This window comes from Halorubrum ezzemoulense, assembly GCF_004126515.1.
GTDB classification, from domain to species: Archaea; Halobacteriota; Halobacteria; order Halobacteriales; family Haloferacaceae; genus Halorubrum; species Halorubrum ezzemoulense.
In genome coordinates, this window is record NZ_CP034940.1 from 1,348,869 (window position 1) to 1,370,187 (window position 21,319).

14 protein-coding genes and 3 pseudogenes are annotated in these 21,319 nt (G+C 67.6%); 7 read left to right on the forward strand and 10 right to left on the reverse strand.

The features are described 5' to 3' along the window. The first annotated feature begins 22 nt into the window (after window positions 1-22). The 3 genes from EO776_RS06760 (at window position 23) to EO776_RS06770 (ending at window position 3,931) form a co-directional block, all read left to right on the forward strand. Entirely contained in the window at window positions 23-1,429 is a 1,407-nt protein-coding gene (locus tag EO776_RS06760; protein ID WP_100050443.1) for an oligosaccharide flippase family protein, read from the forward strand. Window positions 1,430-1,493: 64 nt separating this feature from the next. Beyond that, window positions 1,494-2,471 carry an alkaline phosphatase family protein gene (locus tag EO776_RS06765; RefSeq protein WP_129452375.1) on the forward strand — a complete coding sequence of 326 codons (978 nt, stop codon included), beginning with the start codon at window positions 1,494-1,496 and terminating at the stop codon, window positions 2,469-2,471. A 2-nt stretch (window positions 2,472-2,473) separates the two neighbouring features. Continuing rightward, the gene (locus EO776_RS06770; RefSeq protein WP_129452376.1) at window positions 2,474-3,931 is read left to right on the forward strand and encodes a sulfatase-like hydrolase/transferase; all 1,458 of its coding nucleotides are present in this window, start codon (window positions 2,474-2,476) and stop codon (window positions 3,929-3,931) included. Between the two features lie 220 nt (window positions 3,932-4,151). Here the strand turns inward: EO776_RS06770 and EO776_RS06775 are convergent, their stop codons facing one another. From EO776_RS06775 to EO776_RS06805, 8 genes and pseudogenes are all read right to left on the reverse strand, one after another. Continuing rightward, on the reverse strand, window positions 4,152-5,174 hold the full coding sequence (locus EO776_RS06775) for an NAD-dependent epimerase/dehydratase family protein (RefSeq protein ID WP_100050445.1): 1,023 nt from the start codon (window positions 5,172-5,174) through the stop codon (window positions 4,152-4,154). Beyond that, on the reverse strand, window positions 5,171-6,154 hold the full coding sequence (locus EO776_RS06780; RefSeq protein WP_100050446.1) for an NAD-dependent epimerase/dehydratase family protein: 984 nt from the start codon (window positions 6,152-6,154) through the stop codon (window positions 5,171-5,173). Before EO776_RS06780 ends, EO776_RS06775 begins: the two co-directional genes overlap by 4 nt. Then, window positions 6,147-6,809, reverse strand: a pseudogene (locus tag EO776_RS19750) (NAD-dependent epimerase/dehydratase family protein); the annotation flags it as partial. The pseudogene EO776_RS19750 and the gene EO776_RS06780, both read right to left, overlap by 8 nt. A gap of 150 nt (window positions 6,810-6,959) precedes the next feature. Next, a pseudogene (locus EO776_RS19755) lies at window positions 6,960-7,727 on the reverse strand (LAGLIDADG family homing endonuclease); the annotation flags it as partial. Window positions 7,728-7,804: 77 nt separating this feature from the next. Continuing rightward, window positions 7,805-8,351, reverse strand: a pseudogene (locus tag EO776_RS19760) (NAD-dependent epimerase/dehydratase family protein); the annotation flags it as partial. Between the two features lie 122 nt (window positions 8,352-8,473). Beyond that, on the reverse strand, window positions 8,474-9,367 hold the full coding sequence (locus EO776_RS06795) for a TrmB family transcriptional regulator (RefSeq protein WP_086215937.1): 894 nt from the start codon (window positions 9,365-9,367) through the stop codon (window positions 8,474-8,476). Window positions 9,368-9,760: 393 nt separating this feature from the next. Continuing rightward, a complete protein-coding gene (gene glmS, locus EO776_RS06800; protein ID WP_099289353.1) occupies window positions 9,761-11,653 on the reverse strand; it encodes a glutamine--fructose-6-phosphate transaminase (isomerizing) in 1,893 nt (630 codons plus the stop codon). Between the two features lie 2 nt (window positions 11,654-11,655). Beyond that, complete coding sequence (locus tag EO776_RS06805; protein ID WP_086215936.1) at window positions 11,656-12,831, reverse strand: sugar phosphate nucleotidyltransferase; 1,176 nt, start codon at window positions 12,829-12,831, stop codon at window positions 11,656-11,658. Window positions 12,832-12,923: 92 nt separating this feature from the next. Here EO776_RS06805 and EO776_RS06810 point away from each other — a divergent pair, with 92 nt between their 5' ends. The 3 genes from EO776_RS06810 to EO776_RS06820 all read left to right on the forward strand — a co-directional run bounded on the left by EO776_RS06810 (window position 12,924) and on the right by EO776_RS06820 (window position 16,524). Beyond that, entirely contained in the window at window positions 12,924-13,304 is a 381-nt protein-coding gene (locus EO776_RS06810) for a response regulator transcription factor (RefSeq protein WP_049929707.1), read from the forward strand. 176 nt (window positions 13,305-13,480) lie between these two features. After that, the gene (locus EO776_RS06815; RefSeq protein ID WP_094494924.1) at window positions 13,481-14,548 is read left to right on the forward strand and encodes a HEAT repeat domain-containing protein; all 1,068 of its coding nucleotides are present in this window, start codon (window positions 13,481-13,483) and stop codon (window positions 14,546-14,548) included. Further along, complete coding sequence (locus tag EO776_RS06820) at window positions 14,545-16,524, forward strand: glycosyltransferase family 2 protein (RefSeq protein WP_094520070.1); 1,980 nt, start codon at window positions 14,545-14,547, stop codon at window positions 16,522-16,524. The genes EO776_RS06815 and EO776_RS06820 overlap by 4 nt, the downstream gene beginning before the upstream one ends. Here EO776_RS06820 and EO776_RS06825 read toward each other — a convergent pair. Next, the gene (locus EO776_RS06825; RefSeq protein WP_176454996.1) at window positions 16,521-17,684 is read right to left on the reverse strand and encodes a sensor histidine kinase; all 1,164 of its coding nucleotides are present in this window, start codon (window positions 17,682-17,684) and stop codon (window positions 16,521-16,523) included. The genes EO776_RS06820 and EO776_RS06825 overlap by 4 nt on opposite strands. A gap of 109 nt (window positions 17,685-17,793) precedes the next feature. Between EO776_RS06825 and EO776_RS06830 the strand changes: the two genes are divergently transcribed. Continuing rightward, entirely contained in the window at window positions 17,794-20,013 is a 2,220-nt protein-coding gene (locus tag EO776_RS06830; RefSeq protein WP_094520071.1) for a hypothetical protein, read from the forward strand. A 78-nt stretch (window positions 20,014-20,091) separates the two neighbouring features. On the opposite strand, the gene glmU is transcribed toward EO776_RS06830, so the two are convergent. Next, window positions 20,092-21,300, reverse strand: coding sequence for a bifunctional sugar-1-phosphate nucleotidylyltransferase/acetyltransferase (gene glmU, locus EO776_RS06835; protein WP_049929704.1), 1,209 nt, complete (start codon window positions 21,298-21,300; stop codon window positions 20,092-20,094). Between the last annotated feature and the right edge of the window lie 19 nt (window positions 21,301-21,319).

Below are 21,319 nucleotides of genomic sequence, written 5' to 3' on the forward strand. Positions count from 1 at the left end.
GGGGACGCGGATTTCCTTCAACATGATGCGACGCGATCGAACTGCTGTCCTCCACTTTCTTGCGCAGGTGGTCCGATCGCTGGCCGGTTTCGGGACAACACTGTTTGCCGCACGGTACTTCGGTGCCGGCGGGCTCGGCATCTACTCGCAAGTTATTGCCCTGGTGTTCTGGCTTAAACTGCCGAGCAACAGCATCAAAACGGCCATCTCGAAGCGGATGTCTGAATCGAACGAGCGAACGGGGCACTTCTCTGCGGGCCTTCTCGTCTCGGTTGTGTACGGGCTCGCAGTGGGCATTGTTGTCTTGCTGTTTGACGGTCTCGTGAATGACTATGCCGACGCGAACGTGGCAGCCCTGCTGGTCCTGCTCGTGGTAGTTAATATAACGTTCGATACTGTCAAAAGTGGGTTCGTCGGGGACAAGCGGGTCGCGGTCTCAGGCTGGCTCGGCACCAGCGAGCAGCTGCTCCGGCTGGCCGGCCAGGTCAGCTTCGCCGTTGGCGGTGCGATGGTCATCGGGCTCGTATACGGCCACATACTGTCGCTCGCCGCGTTCTCTGCCCTCGGGATTATACTCCTGCGCGACAGGCTTCGGCTTCCAGCACACAGCGACTTCCGGGAGCTCCGTCAATTCGCGCAGTACTCCTGGTTGGGAAATCTCGAAGGCCTTGCGCTCAACTGGATGGATGTGCTTGTTCTCGGCCTGTTCGTCGCCAACGACTTCGTCGGTATCTACCAGGCATCTTGGACAATGGCGTCGTTTCTGTCACTGGCAAGTAAGTCGATAGGGATGACGCTCTTCCCAGAGCTAAGCGAACTCGGCAGCGAAGAGATGTATGGACGCGCGAAGTCGCTTCTCAGTGACGCGCTCGTGTTTGCCGGCATATTTTTGATCCCGGGTCTTTTCGGAGCGCTCGTCATCGGTGACCGTATTCTCGAAGTGTACGCAAGCGAATTCGCCGCCGGTGGACTGATCCTAGTTATCCTCATCGCTGCCCGGACGTGTTACGGGTTCGGACAGCAGCTGTTGACGGCCATCAACGGTCTGGACCACCCGGAGATAGCCTTTCGAATCAACGCCACGTTCCTCACCACAAACATCGTGCTGAACTTCGTCCTCGTCTGGCAGTTTGGCTGGTATGGCGCCGCCGCTGCAACCTTGCTGTCGACAGTCGTTCACCTCGTATACGCCTGGCTCGCGTTCGAGAGACTTTTCGGGACGATAGATATCCCAGTCGCTGAACTGGGGTACGAACTGGTTGCGAGCGGCCTGATGGTGGGGGTGCTGTGGCTGGCTGTGCCACGGCTGCCGACAACACTCCCGGTCACTCTCGGTCTTGTTCTTGTCGGTGCAGGTGCCTACGGGGTAGCGCTTCTCGGGCTCTCCGGCCGCATCCGGGGCAAAGTTCGGACCGTAATCGGGGCCTGAGAACCGCTCGGTGACACTCACTCCAAAAGAGATTAATTAACTTGGAGGTTCAATCCCCGTACGAATGGTTTTCATCGTTCTGGGACTCGACGCCCTCGACCCTGATCTGGTTGACCGGGCAGAGCACCCCAATCTCGCGCTCGCCGCCGACCGCTCCATCAACACGATAGATAGCTTGGAGGGCGAGCCCAGTACTCACGAGCTCTGGCCGACGATTATCACCGGGCTCACGCCGCCGGAACACGGCCTCACGCTATCCGAGGACGGCATCGCCTGGGGAAACCCTCTGCTCGATATCGGGAGTCGAATCGCCGACGTGGTGTTGCCAGACACACTACAGACCCGCATCGGCGCGTGGCTCCTGACGAATACGACGGCCGACGCCTTCCGCACACCGATGACGTACTATGAGGAGAACGGAATCGGGACCGTCTTCGACGGACGCGAAGCGACAGCTATCGGGGTTCCGAACTACGTCGTGGACCCGGACGAGACCGACCGCGAACACGAGCTCCGCCAGCAGATGGGGGAACTGTTCCAGCGGGACCCCGACGCCCGCGGCGGCCACACCTCCGCGGACCCGCTCGCGTTCTACGAACAGTGTCTGGAGATGGTGATGATACGGCTCGCGCGGGCCCGCCGCGGGCTCCGGAGCCGCGAGTCAGAACTGGTCTTTGCCTACACGAGTGGGCTCGACCTCGTCGGTCACGTCGCCTACGACCAGCCCGGCCTCCAGCGGGCGGCCTACGACGAACTGGACGAGCTCGTCGGCGACGTCCGGTCCGACCTGGGCAAGGACGACGAACTCCTGCTCGTCAGCGACCACGGCCTACAGGACGGTGTCCACACCCACGAGGCGATGGTCGCCGCAACCGACGAGCGGCTGGTAGCCGATATCGACAGCGTCACAGACGTTCGCGGCGCTATCGAGATGGAACTCGACCGAGTCGACCACCGGCCGGAGGGGCGAGTATTTGAGGAGCGCGACGACGCCGACAGCGAGGCCGTCAGAGAACAGCTGGAAGACTTGGGGTACATGTGATCATGGGCGACCCGAACGTTCTGCTGGTGGTCCTCGACAGCGTCCGTGCGAGCAACTGTAGCCTGTACGGGCACGCCAACGAGACAACGCCGTTCCTGGATTCTTTCGGCGCCGACCGGGCGACTGTCTACGACCAAGCCCGGGCGCCAGGCGCCCGCAGCGTCACCAGCCACGTGAGTCTCTTCTCTGGGCTCCACGTGGCCGAACACGGCGTCGTCTCGGCGGCCGAGCGACTCGATCCGACGGTGTCTGTGTTCCACCGGCTCCGCGAGGACGGGTACGACACCGGCATCTTCACCGAGAACGACTGGGTCACGGCGGTCGACGTGGGGCTCAAAAACGGGTTCGACACCGTCGTCGGGGCTCGGAACGTCCCGTTCCCGGACGCCCTGAACCCACACGAGTTCGTCTCGAACCAGGGCCGGGGCGCCTACGGCGCGTTCGTGCGGACAGCCCTGGCAAGTGACCGCCCTGGCCGGTCCCTGGTAAACGGCGTCTCGACGAAGCTCCAGTCGGATTTTATGCGCTACCTCCCAGGACGCGTCAAAGCCTCCACACCCGCGGATGTCTACGTTGACGCTTTTCTGGAGTGGAGCGAGGAAAGCGAGGGACCTTGGGCGGCCTGTCTGAACCTCATGGACGCCCACATCCCCTACGAGCCCGCTGCCGAACACGACCTGTGGGGCGGCAACCGGGCCAGCGAGCTCCAGTCTGCCTTCGAGGACCAGAAGTGGGCGTTCCACGGCGGGCAGCGCCCCTGGTGGCAAAAGAAGGCCGTCGAGTCGCTGTACGACGGCGCAATCAGACAGATGGACGCTGAACTGGAGCGGCTCGTCGCGGCGCTGGAAGTCCGCGAAGAGCTAGACGACACGCTGCTGGTGGTCACCAGCGACCACGGCGAGGGCTTTGGCGAGCCGAGTCGGCTTCAGGACGGCGTCCGCATCGCGGAACACGGCGTCTCAGTGCACGATGCGGTGGTACACGTCCCGCTGCTCGTCCGGTATCCGGGCCAGACCACACCACACAGAATCGAACGCCCAGCGACGCTGACTGCGTTCCCCGACGTCGTCAATCGGTTCCGCGACGGCGACCGCCCCGACGCGGGGTTCTGTCCCGACGAGCCGGTTATCACGACGGCCGTCGGCCTCGACGAACCGCTCCAGAAGCGGGCCAGCAACTACGTCGAAGACATCTCTCCGTGGGTCGATACGAAGCGCGCCGTCTTCGAGTACGACGAACACGAGGGCGTCGTCGAAAAGTACTGTCGGGTCGGGGATACCGCGGCGACGATACGCGTACGTGACGCACAGACCGATTACCGCGTCGCCGGAACCGACGACGGTCGCGTCGATGCGGCCTTCGACGCATTCGAGCGACTCGACGTCAGAACCGACGGCGAGGACCTCAACGACCTCGACGACGAGACGTACGGCCGGCTCGAAGACCTCGGCTACGTCTGACCGGGCTCGCTCTCGTGTTCCCACACTAGGTCGAAGTACCGTTTCATCCCGGCGACAAGGGAGCCGTTCTCGGTGGGCGCCAGTGGGATTGCGGCGAGCTCGGGCACGTGTCGAGGAAAAATATGATTGGCGAACAATTGGTCAACAGTATCTTGATGCTTACAAACATCTCTAATCAGATTATTAAAATAAAGATGTCGTGACAGGCCGACTCTTATCCTCAACCTCTGTGCTCTTCTAAGAGTTCCCGGACTGATATTGCTACGCTCTCTGTTGTTTTCCATCCGAGTCGTCCTTTTGTCGACGAAATATCCACACTAAACTTCTCTACCATCGTCTCGTCGCTCCGAGGATTCTCGACCAGCTCCACGTCCACCTCGATCCCCCGCTCCTCGCGCGCCACCTCTCGCACAATCTCCCCGACCTCCATCACACTCATATCCTCCTCGCTAGCGATCTCGTACGTCTCGGTACCGGTCTCTCCATGCTCCAACTGCTCCACCAGCCGCTCCGCGCTCCGCACGTACGCCCGCGCCACGTCTTTCACGTGAACGAAGTTTCGCGCCTGCGTCCCGGGCTCGTACACCGTCAGCGTCTCGCCGGCGAGTGCCCGATTCACGAAGAAGTTGATCACGGTCGGCTTCCCCACTTCCGTCCCGTCGACGACGTGCTCGCCGTACAGATTCGACTTCAGGAAGAGATGCGCCGGGAACGCGCCGTCCGCGAACGACTCAATCGACCGCTCGCCGAGCAACTTCGTCCGCCCGTACCAATTCAACGGATCCCGCGGCTGGTCGGCCGTGATCGGGAACTCCTCGGGATCGCCTAACACGGCCATACTGAACGGGAAGGCCAACGCTGCGCCCGTCTTCCGGCAGAACCACGCCACGTTGTTCGTCCCGGTGACGTTCACCTCGTACGCGAGGTCGGGGTTCTTGTCGCAGTCGTCGACGCCGCTGATCGCCGCGAGGTGACACACCACGTCCGCGCCAGCGAGCGCGTCCTCCAGCCGGTCGCGGTTCCGGACGTCCACGTGCTCGATGTCGACGTCGCCGATCGAATCCACCTGCCCGCGGTATTGGTTGTCGATCGCGATGAGCTCCCACTCGGGATACGCCTCCTGGAACTCGACGATCACGCGACTGCCGATGTACCCGGCCGCGCCAGTGACCGCGATCGTCGGCGTCTCAATCTCCTTACCGCTGCTCTCCTCGTCTATCTCGGTATCTGTCGTCTCGGTCATCCCTGAATCGCCTCCGTACCGGTCAGTTCGCTCGCGATGTTGCGGATCCCCTCGCGCAGCGTCCACTCTGTCTCGAAGCCCGTCTCGGCCAGGCGGTCGAAGTTCACGTGATAGGAGGGGCCGGGCTGTTCGTCCTCGAGATACGTCACGTCTAGGTCGCGCTCCAGTTCCTCGCGGACGATCTCCGCGATCTCCGCGATCCGGTAGTTCCCCTCGTTCGAGCCGACGTTGTACACGCGCTGAGGCCACGAATCGGGATCAAGGGCGGCGTCGAGGTACGCCCGCGCCGCGTCGCGCACGTGGATGAACGGCCGCCAGTTCGACCCGTCGCCGTACACCGTCAGCGGCCGGTCGGTGAGCCCACGGAAGACGAAGTGGTTCACCACGAGGTTGAACCGGACACCCGGCGACCAGCCGTAGTTCGTGCTCATCCGGAGCGCGGTCGCGTCGAAGTCGTACGCCTCGACCGCCTCGTCGAGCAGGCGCTCGCAGGCGACTTTCGACTCGGCGTACGGGTTGAGCGGGTTCTGCTCGGTCGTCTCGTCGATGTCGCGGCTCGCTGCGCGCCCGTAGTTGTTACACGAGGAGGCGACAACGACGCTGTCAACGTCGAACTTCCCCGCGGCCGTGAGCACGTTCTCGGTACCGTCGCGGTTCACGGCAAACGTCTCCTCGCGCCGGTCGTGCGTCGACGCGGCGCCGGTGATCGCCGCGAGGTGGATCACGGCGTCGGCGCCGCGGGTCGCGCTCTCGACGGCGCCATAATCGCGGACATCGCCCCGGCGGAAATCGAGCCGGTCGCCGACACAGCCGGCGAGGTGCGCCGGCGAACCGTCACCCAACGAGTCAAGAACGACGACCTCACTCACACGTTCGTCATCAAGCAGCCGCGGGACGAGCGCGCTGCCGATGTAGCCGCACCCTCCCGTAACGAGGACCCGCTGGCCGGCATCGGAGACGTCGCCGCCCGACTCACTCATCGGTCAGCACGCCGGGCAAGAACCGGTCCTCGTGGGCCGCAATCCGGTCACGCTCTTCCACGAGCGTGCCGAGCACGTCGCGGATCCCGGACTCCAAGTCCTGACGCTGGCCGCCGACCAATTCGAGGAACCGCTCGTTTTCCATCTCCATTTTGTGCTCCTCGTCCTCTTCACGTGGGTTCTCGTAGTGCTTCACCTCGGCGTCGAGGTCGAACTCCGCGCCGACCTCGGCGATCGTCTCCGCCAGCTCGACGATGGCGATCGGCCGAGTGACCTGATTGTACACGTCGATCCCGTCGTCGCCGGAGTGGCCCTGCTCGACCAACCGCACGAGACTCTCGACGGCGTCTTCGAGGCTTACCATCGGCTTGCGCTGTTCGCCTTTCCCGTACACCGTGATCGGGTAGCCCGCCACGGCCTGCGCGCAGAATCGGTTGACGACCGTGCCGAAGTAGTAGTCAAAGTCGAACCGTGTCGGGCTTTCGTGTTCACGCGTCTCGTCGGTCTCAGTCCCGTAGACGATGGCGGTCCGCACCTCGCTCATCGGGAAGTCGAACTGCGACTCCGCGAGCCGCATGTTCGCGGCGTCGAACGACTTCGAGTTACCACACCAAACCGGATTCCCACCCCGTCTAACGAGTACGAGGCCGCCATCGACAGTACAGCAGTACACTGTCCCATCGTAGTGTTCTCTATCGAACGCATCTCCGTGCTGGTTCGTCTGTAGACACCAAGACGGCTGTATGCCGATCCGGTACTCCGGCTTGGTCTGAATGCCCGGCTTTTCACTTCGATCTATCTGTCCGAGTGTTGCTCCGTACCCTAGTTTCAGCGCAATCTCTTGGACGTCGTCTGCCAACTGCTCAGAAGACGTGTAGTAGCGCCATCCGCGCCCGGCGTCAGTTCCATCCCCCTCAATCAATGAATCAAGTAGTACTTGTAATCGCTCTCTCGGGAGGTTTCGGGCCCACTCTGGAATCCGACGCTCGTCGGCGAACTCCCGTAGATACGTCGCCAATTGCTGGTCGCTAATCTCGATATACTCCTGATTCGCATCTCGGAAGTGTCTTATTTTCGATTCATCGAAACCGATATCTGTGAATAAGCTCGTTAGTTTTTGTGCCTCTGTCTGATATATCCGAACGTTATTAGCTTGTTCAGCTTTTCCAACCGATCCTTCTGCGAGCCACCACCCGAAGAACCGAAGCCAAGCATCCGTTGGAATCTCTTTTTCCTCTATTTTGATGATTTGTCCTTCGAATTGATTGATACTCTGTTCACACTCCGGAATCGTGAATGATGACTGGTCGTTCCCTTCCCAGTCTGGGAAGCCACTAAAGAAACAAGGTGTGGAAACCTCTTCTCCAAGATCTTCTGCGCGGATTATGTCGCGTCGGTCCTCGAAGGTTTGTATTCCGTCGCCAGCCCAGCTCGTCCCGACCAGCATCCGGTGGTTCGGAGTCACTTTAAGATCCAGTCGACGATTGGAGACAGTCACCATCTCTCCCTCGTACTGGTACGATTGGACGTCTGATGGCTCTGTCCAGTACGTCTCGCCCGACTCCTCGCTCATTGCTATTACTGTGTGGTCTGACGTGAGCTCTGGAAAGGAAGTCCATCCCTCAGACGTCAGGATCTCAGTCTCGTCATCGTAACATTGGTGGTACCAGCTACCGCCCATCGCGGGGAACGGCACCTCGTCCGAACCGCCCTTTCGGTCGACCTCCAGGCCACCTTCCGGGATCGGGAAGTGCGGGGCGCCGTAGATGCCGGTCGTCGTCGTCTCGATGAAGTGGGTGTCCGACAGCCCCGTCTCGTGGAGGCCGTGGAGCAGGTTCAGCGTCATCGAGACGTTGTTGCGCTGGGTGTACAGCGCGCGCTCGCCGTTGATCGACGAGTAGGGCGCGCTGGGCTGGGCGGCCGCGTGGAGCACGGTGTCGGGCTCGTGGGTGTCCAGCAGCTGGAGGACGAAGTCGCGGTCCGCGAGGTCGCCCTCGACCAGGCTGAGGTTCTCGACGCGCCCGAACCGCTCTTCGGGCTCTTCGACCCGCGTCGCCGACACGCTGCCCGACTCGGCGACCCAGTCGCGCCGCGAGAAGTCGTCGACGCAGACGATCCGTTCGTCGACGCGGTCGGCCAGTCGCAGCGCGGTCGGCCATCCGAGGTACCCGTCGGCACCGGTGAGTAGCACAGTCATCGTTACTCGGTAGTCGAGTAACTACGAGTAAATGCTTTGCGGTTAGGTTCGCTGTCGCGAGAGCGACCGGGGCGAGAGCGACGCGTCCGCGCCGGTCGACGCCGCCCCAGTCGGCGCTCACACTACTCGACGGCGCCTCCGCCCGCGGTCGGGTCGCGTTCGGCGTCGGGGTCCGGATCGGCGGGGACGCTCTCGTGGCGCCACAGCAGGTCGAAGTACTGCCACATGCCCGCCACGAACGACGGGTTCTCCGTCACCGCGGCCTGCCGGTGGTGGTTCGGCACGTCCTCCTGTTCGACCATGAGCAGCCCCTGTCCGGACTCGTACGACAGGCTCGGGTCGACGAAGGTTCCGCGCCACGGAAGTACGCGGTCGCTCACGCGCACCGCGACCGACGGGAACTCCGCGGCGAGCGAATCGCGGATCTCGGCCTGTCGCTCCCGGTTCTCCGCCGAGAGCGAGTCGGGGTTCAACAGTAGCACGTCGATGTCGACGCCGCGGTCGACCGCGTCCCGCATCGCCGGCCGGACCGCGTCGACGTACCCGAAGCTCTTCGAGAGCACGTACACCGCCTCCTCCGCCTCGCTGAACAGCCGCCGCGTCTCGCGCTCGCTCGGCTCCCCCACGTCGACGACGTGGAACAGGTCCTCGGTCGGGCTGAGCTCGTCGACGCCGCGGTCGCGGACCGGCGCGTACTCGTCGACGAACGCTTCCTCGACGGCCGCCACGTCCTCGCGGAACCGCTCGTAGGCGTGCCGGCGGTTCTCGACCGCGCGCTCGGCGATCGCCGCCGGCTCGTGGGGCTCGTACCGCTTCGGACGGCCCGGGATCACCTTCACGTACCCGGCCTCCGAGAGCGCGTCGAGGACGCCGTAGATCCGCGCCTTCGGGATCCCGGTCGCCTCGGCGAGGTCGGGCGCCGTGGTCCGGCCGAGGAGCAGCAGCTCCTCTAACGCGTCGGCTTCGTACTCCGTCAGATCGAGCAACGAGAAGAGGTCTTCCCCGGAATCGGCCATAGGCGTTCGTCCTCGTTCGCTCCGTAAGTACGTACTGGTGCCGCCGGAAGGGTTATTACGTGGGCGCTAATACGGTTACTCAGAACATGAGTAACTCCAACCCCACCGACGACGCGCACCTCGCCGACGTCCCCGACGGCGCGGGCTGTACGGAAATTTGGGAGCGCCTCTCCGACGGCCGCGACGAGGAACCGGACGAGGAGTAGCGACTAATTTTCTGGGCGCCGATTTCTGCGGTTCACCGGCCCGATGCCGGCTCGACGCCGGTTCGGGCCTCGGGTACCGCCGGGTGTGGGTGCGGAACAGACGCCGGGTGTCGAACGGAGCAAACACCGGGTGTCGAACGGAGCAAACACCGCGGAACAAGCGCCGCCGAAAAGAGCCGAAACTGCGCTACTCGACCGTGACGCTCTTCGCGAGGTTCCGCGGCTTGTCGATCGATCGGCCCTTATCGTTCGCCACGTGGTACGCGAACAGCTGGAGGTAGACGTTCGCGACGAGCGGTTCTGCGATCCCAACGTCCGGGACCGGAAGCGACACGTCCAGCGTACTGTACTCGTCGCCGGCGGAGACGCAGCCGATCGCGGGCGCTCCGCGCGTCTGCGCCTCGGTCACGTTGTTCATCGTCTCATCGGCGCGCGCGCCGTCGGTCAAGACGGCCAGCACGGGGGTGTCGGGCGTCACGAGCGCGAGCGGGCCGTGTTTCAGCTCGCCGGCGGGGAATCCCTCGGCGTGGTCGTAGGAGATCTCTTTGAGCTTCAGCGCGCCCTCCAGCGCGACCGGGACACCGAGCTTCCGGCCGACGAAGAAGAACGCCTCGCTGTCGCCGTACTCGGTCGCGGCCTCACGCACGCGGTCCTCGTTGTCGAGGACCTGCTGGACCGCACCGGGGAGGTCGCGGAGCCCCTCCAGCACGGGGCGCGCGTCAGCGGCGGCCAGCGCGCCGCGCTCGCGGCCGATCGCCACCGCGAGCATCGTCAGCGTCGCCACCTGCGAGGCGAACGTCTTCGTCGCGGCCACGCCGATCTCGGGGCCGGCCCGGATGAACGCGGTGTCGTCCACCTCGCGCGTGACGGTGCTGCCGAGCGTGTTCGTCACGGCGAACGTCCGCGCCCCGGCCGCGTTCGCGCGGCGGATCGCACCGAGCGTGTCGGCGGTCTCGCCGCTCTGGGTCACGGCGACGACGAGCGTGCGGTCGGCGCTGCGGCCCGCGCCGAACTCGTACTCGCTCGCGGTCTCGACGGTCGCGCGCACGCCGGACAGGTCCTCGAACAGCTGCGCGGCGTAGCGGCCCGCGTAGTTGGAGGTGCCGCACGCGACGATCTGGATCTCCTCGAGGTCGGCGAGGAAGCCCGGCGGGAACGAGACGTCGATGTCGGCGTCACCCGCGTCGACGTCGAGCCGTCCCGCGATGCTCTGGCGCAGCGACTCCGGCTGCTCGTGGATCTCCTTCCGCATGTAGTGTTCGTAGCCGCCCTTCTCGGCCGCGTCGGCCTCCCACGTCACCGTCTCCGTCTCGCGGTCGACCAGCTCGCCGTTGGCGTAGACCTCGACGCCCTCGGCCGACAGCGACGCCACGTCGCCGTCTTCGAGGTAGGTCACGTCCCGGGTGTGTTCGAGGAACGCCGTCACGTCGCTGGCGACGAAGGTGGCGTCCTCGTCGTGGCCCAACACGAGGGGGCTGCCCCGGCGTGCCACGACGATCCGGTCGTCGCCATCGCGGACCGCACAGATCGCGTAGCTCCCCTCCAGCCGGCTCTCGACGGCTCGCACCGCGTCGAGGAGGCCGCCGGCGCCCGACGCCGCCGCGAGTTCCTCCTCGATCAGGTGCGGGATGACCTCGGTGTCGGTGTCGCTCGTGAACTCGTGGTCGGACAGCTCCGTCTTGAGCGCCTCGTGGTTCTCGACGATCCCGTTGTGGACGACGGCGACGTCGCCGACGCAGTCGGTGTGCGGATGGGCGTTCTCATCCGTCGGCGGACCGTGCGTGCTCCAGCGCGTGTGCCCGATCCCGAGCGCCGCGTCGGCCACGTCGGGCACGGTGAGGTTGTCGACCTCGCCCGACCGCTTCGCGACGGTGAGCCCGCTCGCCTCGCCGACGAGCGCGACCCCCGCCGAGTCGTAGCCGCGGTACTCTAGATTGCGGAGCCCCTCGTGGACGATGCCGCCCACGCGGGCGAACCTGCCCCCGTCGCCCGCGGCGTCGCCGGTCGCCCCGTCGTTCGCGGCCGACTCTCCGTCGTCCAGCGCGATACCGTCGCCGATGTAGCCGGTGATTCCACACATCGTTATCCCCTCCGAACGACCGCGCCCGACTCGATCCGCCCGTCGATCACGACCCCCGCGTCGGCGGTGACGTCGTCGCCGACGACCGCGCCGTCGGCGAGCGTCGCGCCGCTCCCGACGGTGGCGTTGTCGCCGACCACGCCGCCGAGCTCAACGCCGCGGTGGACGGCGTCGCCCACGACGACCGTCGCCGGGCCGCCGGCGACCGTCGCGTTCGGACCGATCCGGGCGTTGCCGGCGACGATCGCGTCCCTGACCACCGCCCCGGCGCCGATCACGGCGTCGGGGAAGATCACGGCGTTCTCCACGACCGCGCCCGCCTCGACGGTCGCGTTACTGCCGACCGCGGTGCTGCCGCCGATCGTCACGTTCGGGCCCACGCGGACGTTACCCGCGAGCGCGGCGTCGTCGGCGACGGTCACCGAGTCGCCGAAGGTGGGACCGTCGGCGTCCGACGCCCCGGAATCGCCGATCAGTGCCGCGTTCACGGTCAGGAGGTCCCACAGGTTCGACACGTCGAGCCAGCGGCCGTCGTACCGGACGGCGGACAGCGTTTCGGTCGCGGCGAGGTCGTCGAGCGTCGCCGTGATCGCCAGCTCGCCGGCCACGTGCGTCTCGCGGATCGCGTCGAAGACGGCCGGGGAGAAGGCGTAGACGCCGGCGTTGATCTGGTTCGTCTCGACGGCCCCTTCCGGCTTCTCGTCGATGTCTGTCACGCGGTCGCCGTCAAGCGTCACCACGCCGTACTGGCGCGGGTTCGCGGCGGTCGTGACGGCCATCGCGGGGAGGTCGTCGTCGATCGCCCGGTCGCGGACCTGCGAGACGACGGCGGGGTCGACGATCCGATCGCCGTTGAGCACGACGAACGGGCCGTCGACGACCGGCTCGGCCTGTAACACGGCGTGGCCGGTTCCCAGCTGGGTCGACTGCTCGACGTACTCGATCGTCACCCCCCAGTCGTCGCCGTCCCCGAAGTGGTTCCGGATGCGCTCTTGCTCGTAGCCGACGACGAGGACGATCCGGTCGATCGCCGTCGCCGTGATCGCCTCGACCACGTGTTCGAGCAGGGGCCGGTTCGCCACCGGCACCATCGGCTTCGGCCGCCGGTTCGTCAGCGGCGTCAGGCGCCGTCCCTCGCCCGCGGCGAGGATCACCGCGGTCACGGATTCGCTTCCCATACGGGAACGGTCCGTCCGCCGCGATTTAAATCGTTCGCGGGACCGAGCGTCGGTGCCGAAAAGTAAAGTGGCCAACCGAACGTATTTCTAACGTGGCTAAATCGGCCGTCATCGCGGACGACGACGAGACGATCCGGTCGATCCTCCAGTACAAACTGTCGAACGCGGGGTACGACCTAACGGTGTGTCTCGACGGCGAGGAGTGCCGGCAGGCGTTAGACGAGGCCGACGCCGCCCCCGACGTGGTCGTCCTCGACGTGATGATGCCGCGGATGAAGGGTACTCAGCTGCTGCGGACGATCCGGCGCGGCGAGCTCGCGGTCGACCCCGAGGTCCCCGTCGTGATGCTCACCTCGCGCGGCCAAGAGGCCGACGTGTTGAAGGGGCTCGACTCCGGCGCCGACGAGTACCTCACGAAGCCGTTCAGCCCGAACGAACTGCTGGCCCGGATAGACCGACTGGTCGAGGCGTAACCGTGCCGCTCGCGGCCCCGACCACGGCGACGTCCGTGTACGGTCCGCTCGCGGGTCCTCAGTCGGGGACGCTCTCGCTCGCCGTCGTCGTGCTCGGCTCGCTGCTGTTCGCGGCCGCGGTCCTCACGCTCGGGTACTCGCTTCTCGCGGCCCGGCGACGTCGACGTCGCGTCCCGATGCGCGCCGCACTGCGGTCGGAGCTCCTCGACCGGCTCTACGGCCGCGACGACCCGGCGTGGGACGAGTGGGTCGCCGGCCTCTCGGCGGCGGAGCGGGACGAACTGGAGTCGCTGCTCGACGTGTACCTCCGCGAGCTCGACGGTCGCGACGCCGACGCGCTGGCCGGACTCGGGCGAGCACTGGGCGTCCACGAGCGGGCCCGCCGCGAGATCGCGAACGGCGGCTACTGGGACCGCACCCACGCGCTCGTCTGGCTCGCCCTGCTCCGCGACGCGCCCGACCGCGACCTGCTCAGAACGCACTGTACCGAGACGCCGCGGGAGCGCGCCGCGGCCGCTCGGGTACTGTACGCGGCCGAGACGGACGACTGCGCGACGACCGGCGTCGACCTGCTCCTCCGCGACGAGCCGGAGTCGTTCTCGGTGTTCGGCGTCGACACGCTGTACCGCGTCGCCGAGCGCGACCCGAGCCCGTTCTTCGAGCGGGCGGCCGCCGACTTCGCGAGGTGGCCGCCGGCGCTCCAGCGGCAGGCGCTGCTCGTCGTCCGCCACCTCACCACCGTGGTCGGGGATGCCGATCTCTCGTGGGTCGTCGGGTCGCTGTCGAGCCCCGACCCGAGCGTCCGGTCGGCAGCGTGGCGGGCGCTGGGCGCGTACGGGTGGAACCGGGCGGTCAGGGACACCGTCGACCTCGCCGCGATCGCCGCCGACCCGACCCCGCCGGTCCGCGCGAGCGCGTACCGAGCGCTCGGGACGTGGGGGGACGCGGAGGCGATCGCGGCGATCGAGGCCGCCGGGACCGCGGACCCCGACGCGCGGGCGCGGGTCACCGCGGCCGAGACGCTGGTCTCACAGCGGACCTCGGCGGAAGCGGTGGACCCGAACGACCCGCCGCGCGCCGACCTCGGGGCGGACCGAACCGCGTCCGCCAACGGTCGCTCCGTCGACGAGACCGCCGCATTCGATGTCGCGTGGGCGTGGGCGGTCGAGCACGCCCGCTTCGATCGGCTCGCGCGAGACATCTCCCGCGACCGCGACCGGCTCCACGACGAGGTGCGCGGATGACGACGCTCGAAGCCCTCGGGACGACGCTCGTCGTCGGGTCCGGCGTGTTCATCGTCACGTACTACCTGCTGATCAACGTCGGCTACCTGCTGATCCACGTGCTCGCGCTGGTACAGCTCCGGGACAGCGTCCGCGAGTCGGAGTGGACCCCGTCGTTCCGCGCGTTCGACAGCCCGTTCTACCCCGGCGTCGCGATGGTCGTGCCGGCGTACAACGAGGCGGCGAGCATCGTCGAGAGCGTGCGCTCGATGCTCGCGCTCAACTACCCCGACCAGGAGATCGTCGTGGTCAACGACGGCTCCTCGGACGCCACGCTCGAACGGCTCGAAGAGGCGTTCGGGCTCCGCCCGGTCGACGCCGAGGTGCCGTACGACGTGCCCTCGGAACCGATCCGGGGCGTGTACCGCTCCGCGACCCACGAGAACCTCCTCGTGGTCGACAAGGAGAACGGCGGGAAGAGCGACGCGCTCAACGCCGGCGTCTGGCTCACCGACCAAGAGCTGTTCTGCGCGGTCGACGCGGACACCGTGATCGACAGCGACGCGTTGTTAGACGTCGTCGCGCCGTTCCTCGAGGAGCCCTCGCGGACGGTCGCCAGCGGGGGCACGATCCGCGTGGCGAACGAGTGCGTCGTTCAGGACGGACAGGTCAAGGAGGTGAACCTCCCGAAGACCGGGCTCGCGGGCGTTCAGGTGATGGAGTACCTGCGGGCGTTCTACTCGGGGCGGCTCGGGCTCGCCCGGCTGAAGGGGCTGATCCTCATCTCCGGCGCGTTCGGCGTGTTTCGGACCGACCGCGTCCGCGAGATCGGCGGCTACCGCCACGACACGATCACGGAGGACTTCGACGTGGTGGTCCGCCTCCACGAACACCTCTCGGACAACGACGTCGACTACCGGATCGAGTTCGTCCCGGAGCCCGTCGCGTGGACCGAAGTCCCGGAGACGCTCCGGACGCTGGGGCGCCAGCGGCGGCGCTGGTACCGCGGCATGATAGAGACCGTTGTCGCGAGCCGGCGGATGTTCTTCCGTCGGGCGTACGGTCGCGTCGGCACGGTCGTGTTACCGTTCTTCACCGCCGCCGAGGCGCTCGGCCCGCTCATCGAGGGGTTCGGCTACGTGTTGCTTCCGCTGGGGTGGTACCTCGGCATCCTCAACGTCGAGTTCTTCCTCCTCTTCCTGCTGCTCACGGTCGGCGCCGGCGTGTTCCTCTCCTGGTTCGGCGTGTTCAGCGAGGTGTGGAGCTACAACCGCTACGAGTCCCCGTGGGAAGTCCTCCGACTGCTCTGGTACGGCGTGTTAGAGAACTTCGGCTACCGCCAGTGGAAGACGATCGTCGCCTGGCACGGCCTGATCGAGTACCTCCGCGGCGACCAGTCGTGGGGCGCCATGGAGCGGCGGGGCTTCGGCGATGCGGGGACCGACAGCGCCGAGGCGGCGGGCGCCGCCGGGCCAGGTGTCGCAACGGCCGCGGCGACGGACTCAGAGGCCGGACCGGACGATTCGGCGTCCGAAACGGGTGCCGCCGCGGCGGCGGCGGACGACGGCGGATTCGTCTGGGTCGACCGGCTCGTCGACGCGTCGGACACGGACGGGTTCCGCTGGCTCGCCGGGGTCGCGGCCGACGAGAGCACCGGCCGGTTCGTCCCGAGCGGGGAGCTGACCGCCGGCGCCGGCGACGGGGGATTCGTCTGGACGACCGACTTCTCGGAGGGGGTCGGCGACGGGGGATTCGTCTGGGTCACCGACCCGTCGCTCGGCGCCGGCGACGGGGGGTTCGTCATCGCGCTCGACGACGACGGATCCGCGCGGCTCGCGGCGACGACCGACTTCTCGGAGGGGGTGGGTGACGGCGGGTTCGTCTGGGTCACCGACCCGTCGCTCGGCCCCGCTGACGGCGGATTCGTCTGGACTCGCGACCCCCTGGACGGCGCCGGCGACGAGGGGTTCGTCTGGGTCCTCGACGGGGGCAGTTAGTCCGAGCGCAGCGCCTCGTGGACCGGCTCCGCGGCGTTGACGTCGCTCACGGCGAACCGCGTCCCGTCGTCGTCGCTGTCGACGGCGAGGTCCCAGCCGTGGCCCGTCACCACGCGCTGGACGACCAACAGCCCGAGCCCGAACGACTTGACATTCTCCGCGTCGGCCGCGGTGAGCGCCGCCTCGACCGCCGGCGGGAGCCCGGGCCCGTCGTCCGCGATCACGAAGCCGTCCGCGTCGCCGGTCACGGTCACCGAGACGCCCGGCCCGCCGTGTTCCACGCTGTTGCGGAAGAGGTTCTCGAAGAGCCGTCGGAGGCGCATCTCGTCGGCGACGATAGCCGTCTCGGAGGCCACGTCCACCGTCAGCGTCGCGTCGCGCGTCTGGACCGTGTCCCACGCCTCTCTGACGAGGGGTTCGAGCGCGACCGAACTCCGCTCGCCCACGTCGGCGCCCTCCTTCGCGAGGATCAGGCACTCCGCGATCATCGACTCCATCCGGTCGAGCGCCCCCCGGACGCGGTCGAGGAACTCGGCCGTCTGCCCGCTGACGCGCTCCTGCGCGAGTTCGACGAAGCCGATGGCCCCCGACAGCGGGTTCCGGAGGTCGTGCGCGACGATCCCGGTGAACTCGTCGAGGCGCTCGTTCTGTTCGCGCAGCTCCGCGTAGTGTTTCCGCCGTTCGAGCTCGGTGCTCACCCACCGCGCGAGCACCGAGACGAAGTCGCGCTCGGCGTCTGTGATCGGGTCGTCTCGCGGAACGTCGTCGGAGAAGCAGAGCGTTCCGTACGTCTCTCCGTCGACGGTCACCTCGGCGCCGACGTAGCAGTGGAGCCCGGTCGTCTCCAGCGCGCGGTCGTCGCGGTACTCGGTTTCGCTCGCGTCCGCGAAGCCCATCGCCTCGCCGCTTTCGACGACGTGGCGACACCACGTCCCGTCGAGGTCGACGACGCCCCCCTGGGTGTAGGGGCCGGTCTGGATGTTCGTCTCGACCACCTCGTAGCGCCCCTCGCCGGTGTACGAGAGCACGCCGTTGTCGACGCCGAGGTACTCCCGGCCGACGTCTATCGCCTTCAGGAGGCGCTCCTCGGTCGACTGGTCGGTCGCGGTCAGCTGTAGCAGGCTCTTGAACGGTTCGGAACGGGACGTGTCAGATACCATGGTGAAGCGGGTCGCTGGCTAGGATCCGGTTTGTCGCGGGTCCGGCATAAAACCGCATCTCGGACCGGGCCGAAGACAGCCTTATTCCGGTCCGCCGACACGTGCCCTCATGCGCAGACGCCGATTCCTCGGTCGCGTCGGGGTCGCCGGTGCGGTCGGGACCGCCGGCTGCGGCTTCCGCGGTCTCGGCTTGAGCGAGGGCCCGCCGCGCCGGTTCCGCGTCGGCGACGACGGGTTCGAGGTCGCGGTCGACGGCGGGGCGTTCGACTCTCTGTCGGTCCGCGGCGTGAACCTCGGGATGGCCAAGCCCGGCCGGTTCCCCGGCGAGGCGGCGATCACTCGCGCCGAGTACGACCGGTGGCTGGGGCTGATGGGCGAGCTGAACGTCAACGTCGTCCGGGTGTACACCGTCCACCCGCCCGCGTTCTACCGGGCGCTCGCGGCGTACAACCGGTCGCACGCGGACCCGATCTACGTCATCCACGGCAACTGGATCGGGGAGGAGACCCTCCGGGAGGCGGGCGACGCGACCGCGCTGTCGCCCTCGTTCGACCGCTCAATGCGGCAGGTGGTCGACGCCGTCCACGGCGCGACGACGATCGACCCGGAGCCCGGGTACGCCAGCGGCACGTACGACGCCGACGTGAGCAACGCCGTCCTCGGCTACGTCGTCGGCATCGAGTGGCCGCCGGCGGTCGTTCGGGAGACCGACCGGCTCGGTGAGGCGACCGGCTACGACGGCGAGTTCTTCGCCGCGCCAGCGGCGAGCCCCTTCGAGGCGTGGCTCGCGGCCCGCCTCGACGCCGCCGTCGCGTACGAGGCGGACGAGTACGGCGCGCAGCGCCCGGCGGCGTTCACGAACTGGGTGACGACCGACCCGCTCGAACACCCGTACGAGCCGTTCCACGACGAGGACTCCGTTTCCGTCGACCCCGACGCGATCCAGGCGACCGACGCGTCCGAGGCCGGCACGTTCGCGGCGTACCACGTGTACCCCTACTACCCGCCGCTGTTGAACGAGACGCCCGAGTACGCGAACTACGTCGACCACCGCGGCGAGCCGAACAGCTACGCCGGCTACCTGAACGACCTCGTCGGCGCGACCGACCACCCGCTGCTCGTCGCCGAGTTCGGCGTCCCGGCCTCCCGCGGCATCGCCCAGCGCGACGTTCACAGCCGCGATCAGGGCCGACACACCGAGACGGAGCAGGGAGAGATCCTCGCCGCCATGTACGAGGACATCCGTGAGGCCGGCACGCTCGGCGGGATCGCCTTCAGCTGGCACGACGAGTGGTTCAAGCGGACGTGGAACCTCGCCCCGTTCTCCGACTCCGACCGTCGGCCGTTCTGGTCGAACGTCCAGACGCCCGAACAGCGGTTCGGCCTGCTCGCGTTCGACCCCGCGGGCGCCGTTCCGCTCGACGGGTCGGCCGACGCGTGGGCGGACGCGGCCACCGCGACGCCCGAGCGCGACCCCGTCCGGCTCGGCGACGGCGCGGACGCGAGCCGCGAACTGACCGGGCTCCGCGTCACGAGCGACGCGGCGTACCTCTCGGTCAGGATCGAAGCGGACGCCCTCGGCGGCGGGGTCGACTGGGACGCGACCAACTACCTCCTCGCGATCGGGCTCACCGACCGGGGCGAGCGAGCGCTCCCGCACGGTCTCGGTGCGGCGGCACCGGCCGACTTCGTCGTCCGCCTCGGCGGTCCCGATGCCTCTCGAGTGACCGTCCGTCCCCGCTACGACGCCTTCGCGTACGAGTACGGCGCAGAGGCCGGGCTCGACCTCGACCGCTACCGGGAGCCGGACCCGGGCGTCTTCTCGCCGCTGCGGCTGGTGATCAATCGCGGCTACACGGTTCCGAAGACCGGCGAGCGCGTTCCGTTCGAGTCGGTGGAGACCGGACGGCTCCGCTACGGTAACGGGAACCCGGACTCCGACCGGTACGACTCGCTCGCTGACGTCCACGTCTCGCCGTCGAACGACGCGATCGAGGTCAGGCTCCCCTGGCAGCTGCTCAACGTCGCCGACCCGAGTCGCCGCCGTCGGCTGGGCGACTTCTGGAGCGAGGGACTCGACGACTACGAGACGTTCGAGGCGATCGACGTCGCCGCGGCCTCCTACGTCCCGGTCGACGCAGACGGGACCGCGGCCGAACTCGACGCCGAGACGAACCTGACGCACGCGGTTCCGGGCGTCCCTGACGGGAGCCTGCGCTCCCTCCGGTTCGAGCCGCCGACGTGGGACCGACCGGCGTACACGGAACGGCTCAAGGAGTCCGGTCGGATCGTGGGCGACGTGTTCGCGCGCTACGCGAACGGAGAATAACGCGAGCGGTCGCCGCGCAGGCGTCCCGAGCGGCCGACCCCGGTTCACGCGTCGACGAGCGCCGTGACTCCGAGCCCCCTATTCGGAGAGCCGGTCCCGCGTCAGCGACTCACCCGGCCCGGTGGTCTCGCCGGCCCCCAGTTTGACGCCGGCGTTCAGGGCGGTGTTGATGCCGGTCTTCGCACCGCCGCCGACGATCGCGCCCAGCTTGCGGCGCCCGGTGTCGACGCGCTCGCCTTTCACCGTCAGCCGCACGTTCTCGCCGTCGTGGCGGAGGTTGGCGACGTTCGTTCCCGCGCCGAAGTTGACGCCGCGGCCCAGCACGGAGTCGCCGACGTACGAGAGGTGGCCGACCGACGCGCCGGCCATTAGCACCGAGTTCTTCACCTCGACGGCGTGGCCGACGTGGGCGTCCGGTCCAACAACGGTGGCCCCGCGGAGGTAGGCGTTCGGCCCCACGTCCGCGCCCTCGCGGATCAGCGCCGGCCCCTCGACGTACGCCCCCGAGCGGACGCGCGCGCCGTCTTCGACGACGACCGGGCCGCGGAGCTCGACGCCGTCCTCGACGGTACCGCCGATCGCCGTTCCGTCGTCGAGTGCCGCCAGCGCCAGCTCGTTCGCTTCCAACAGCTCCCACGGGCGCCCCACGTCGAGCCACGTCCCGTCGTAGGTCGCGACCGCGATCCGCCGACCGTCACCGAGCAATCGGTCGATCGTCGTCGTGATCTCGTACTCGCCGCGCTCGCTCTCCGGGGTGTCCTCGATGTACTCGAACACCTCCGGTTCGAACGCGTAACAGCCGACGTTCGCGAGGGTCGTCGGCGGGTCGTCGGGCTTCTCGACGATCCCGGCGAGCGCTCCGTCGTCGCCGACCGAGAGCACGCCGTACGCCCGTGGGTCCTCGACCTCGGTGGCGGCGATAGCGGGGGCGCCGGCCTCGGCGAGCGCGTCCGGGAGCGACGCGTCGACGACCACGTCGCCGTTGAGCACGAGGAAGTCGTCGTCGACGACCGGTTCGGCCTGCGCGACGGCGTGGGCCGTCCCCAGCGCCTCGGCCTGCTCGACGTAGTGGACCGGGCGGCCGCGGTACGACTCGCCAACGGCATCGCGGATCGCGTCGCCGCGGTACCCCGTCACGACGACGAACTCGTCGACCACGTCGCGGGCCGTGTCGAACACCCGTTCGAGCAGCGAGCGGTCCCCGACCGGCAGCAGCGGTTTCGGGCGGCGGTCCGTCAGCGGTCGCATCCGAGTCCCGCGGCCGGCCGCGAGCACGACTCCGTACATGTGCGGAGCCGACGGCGGG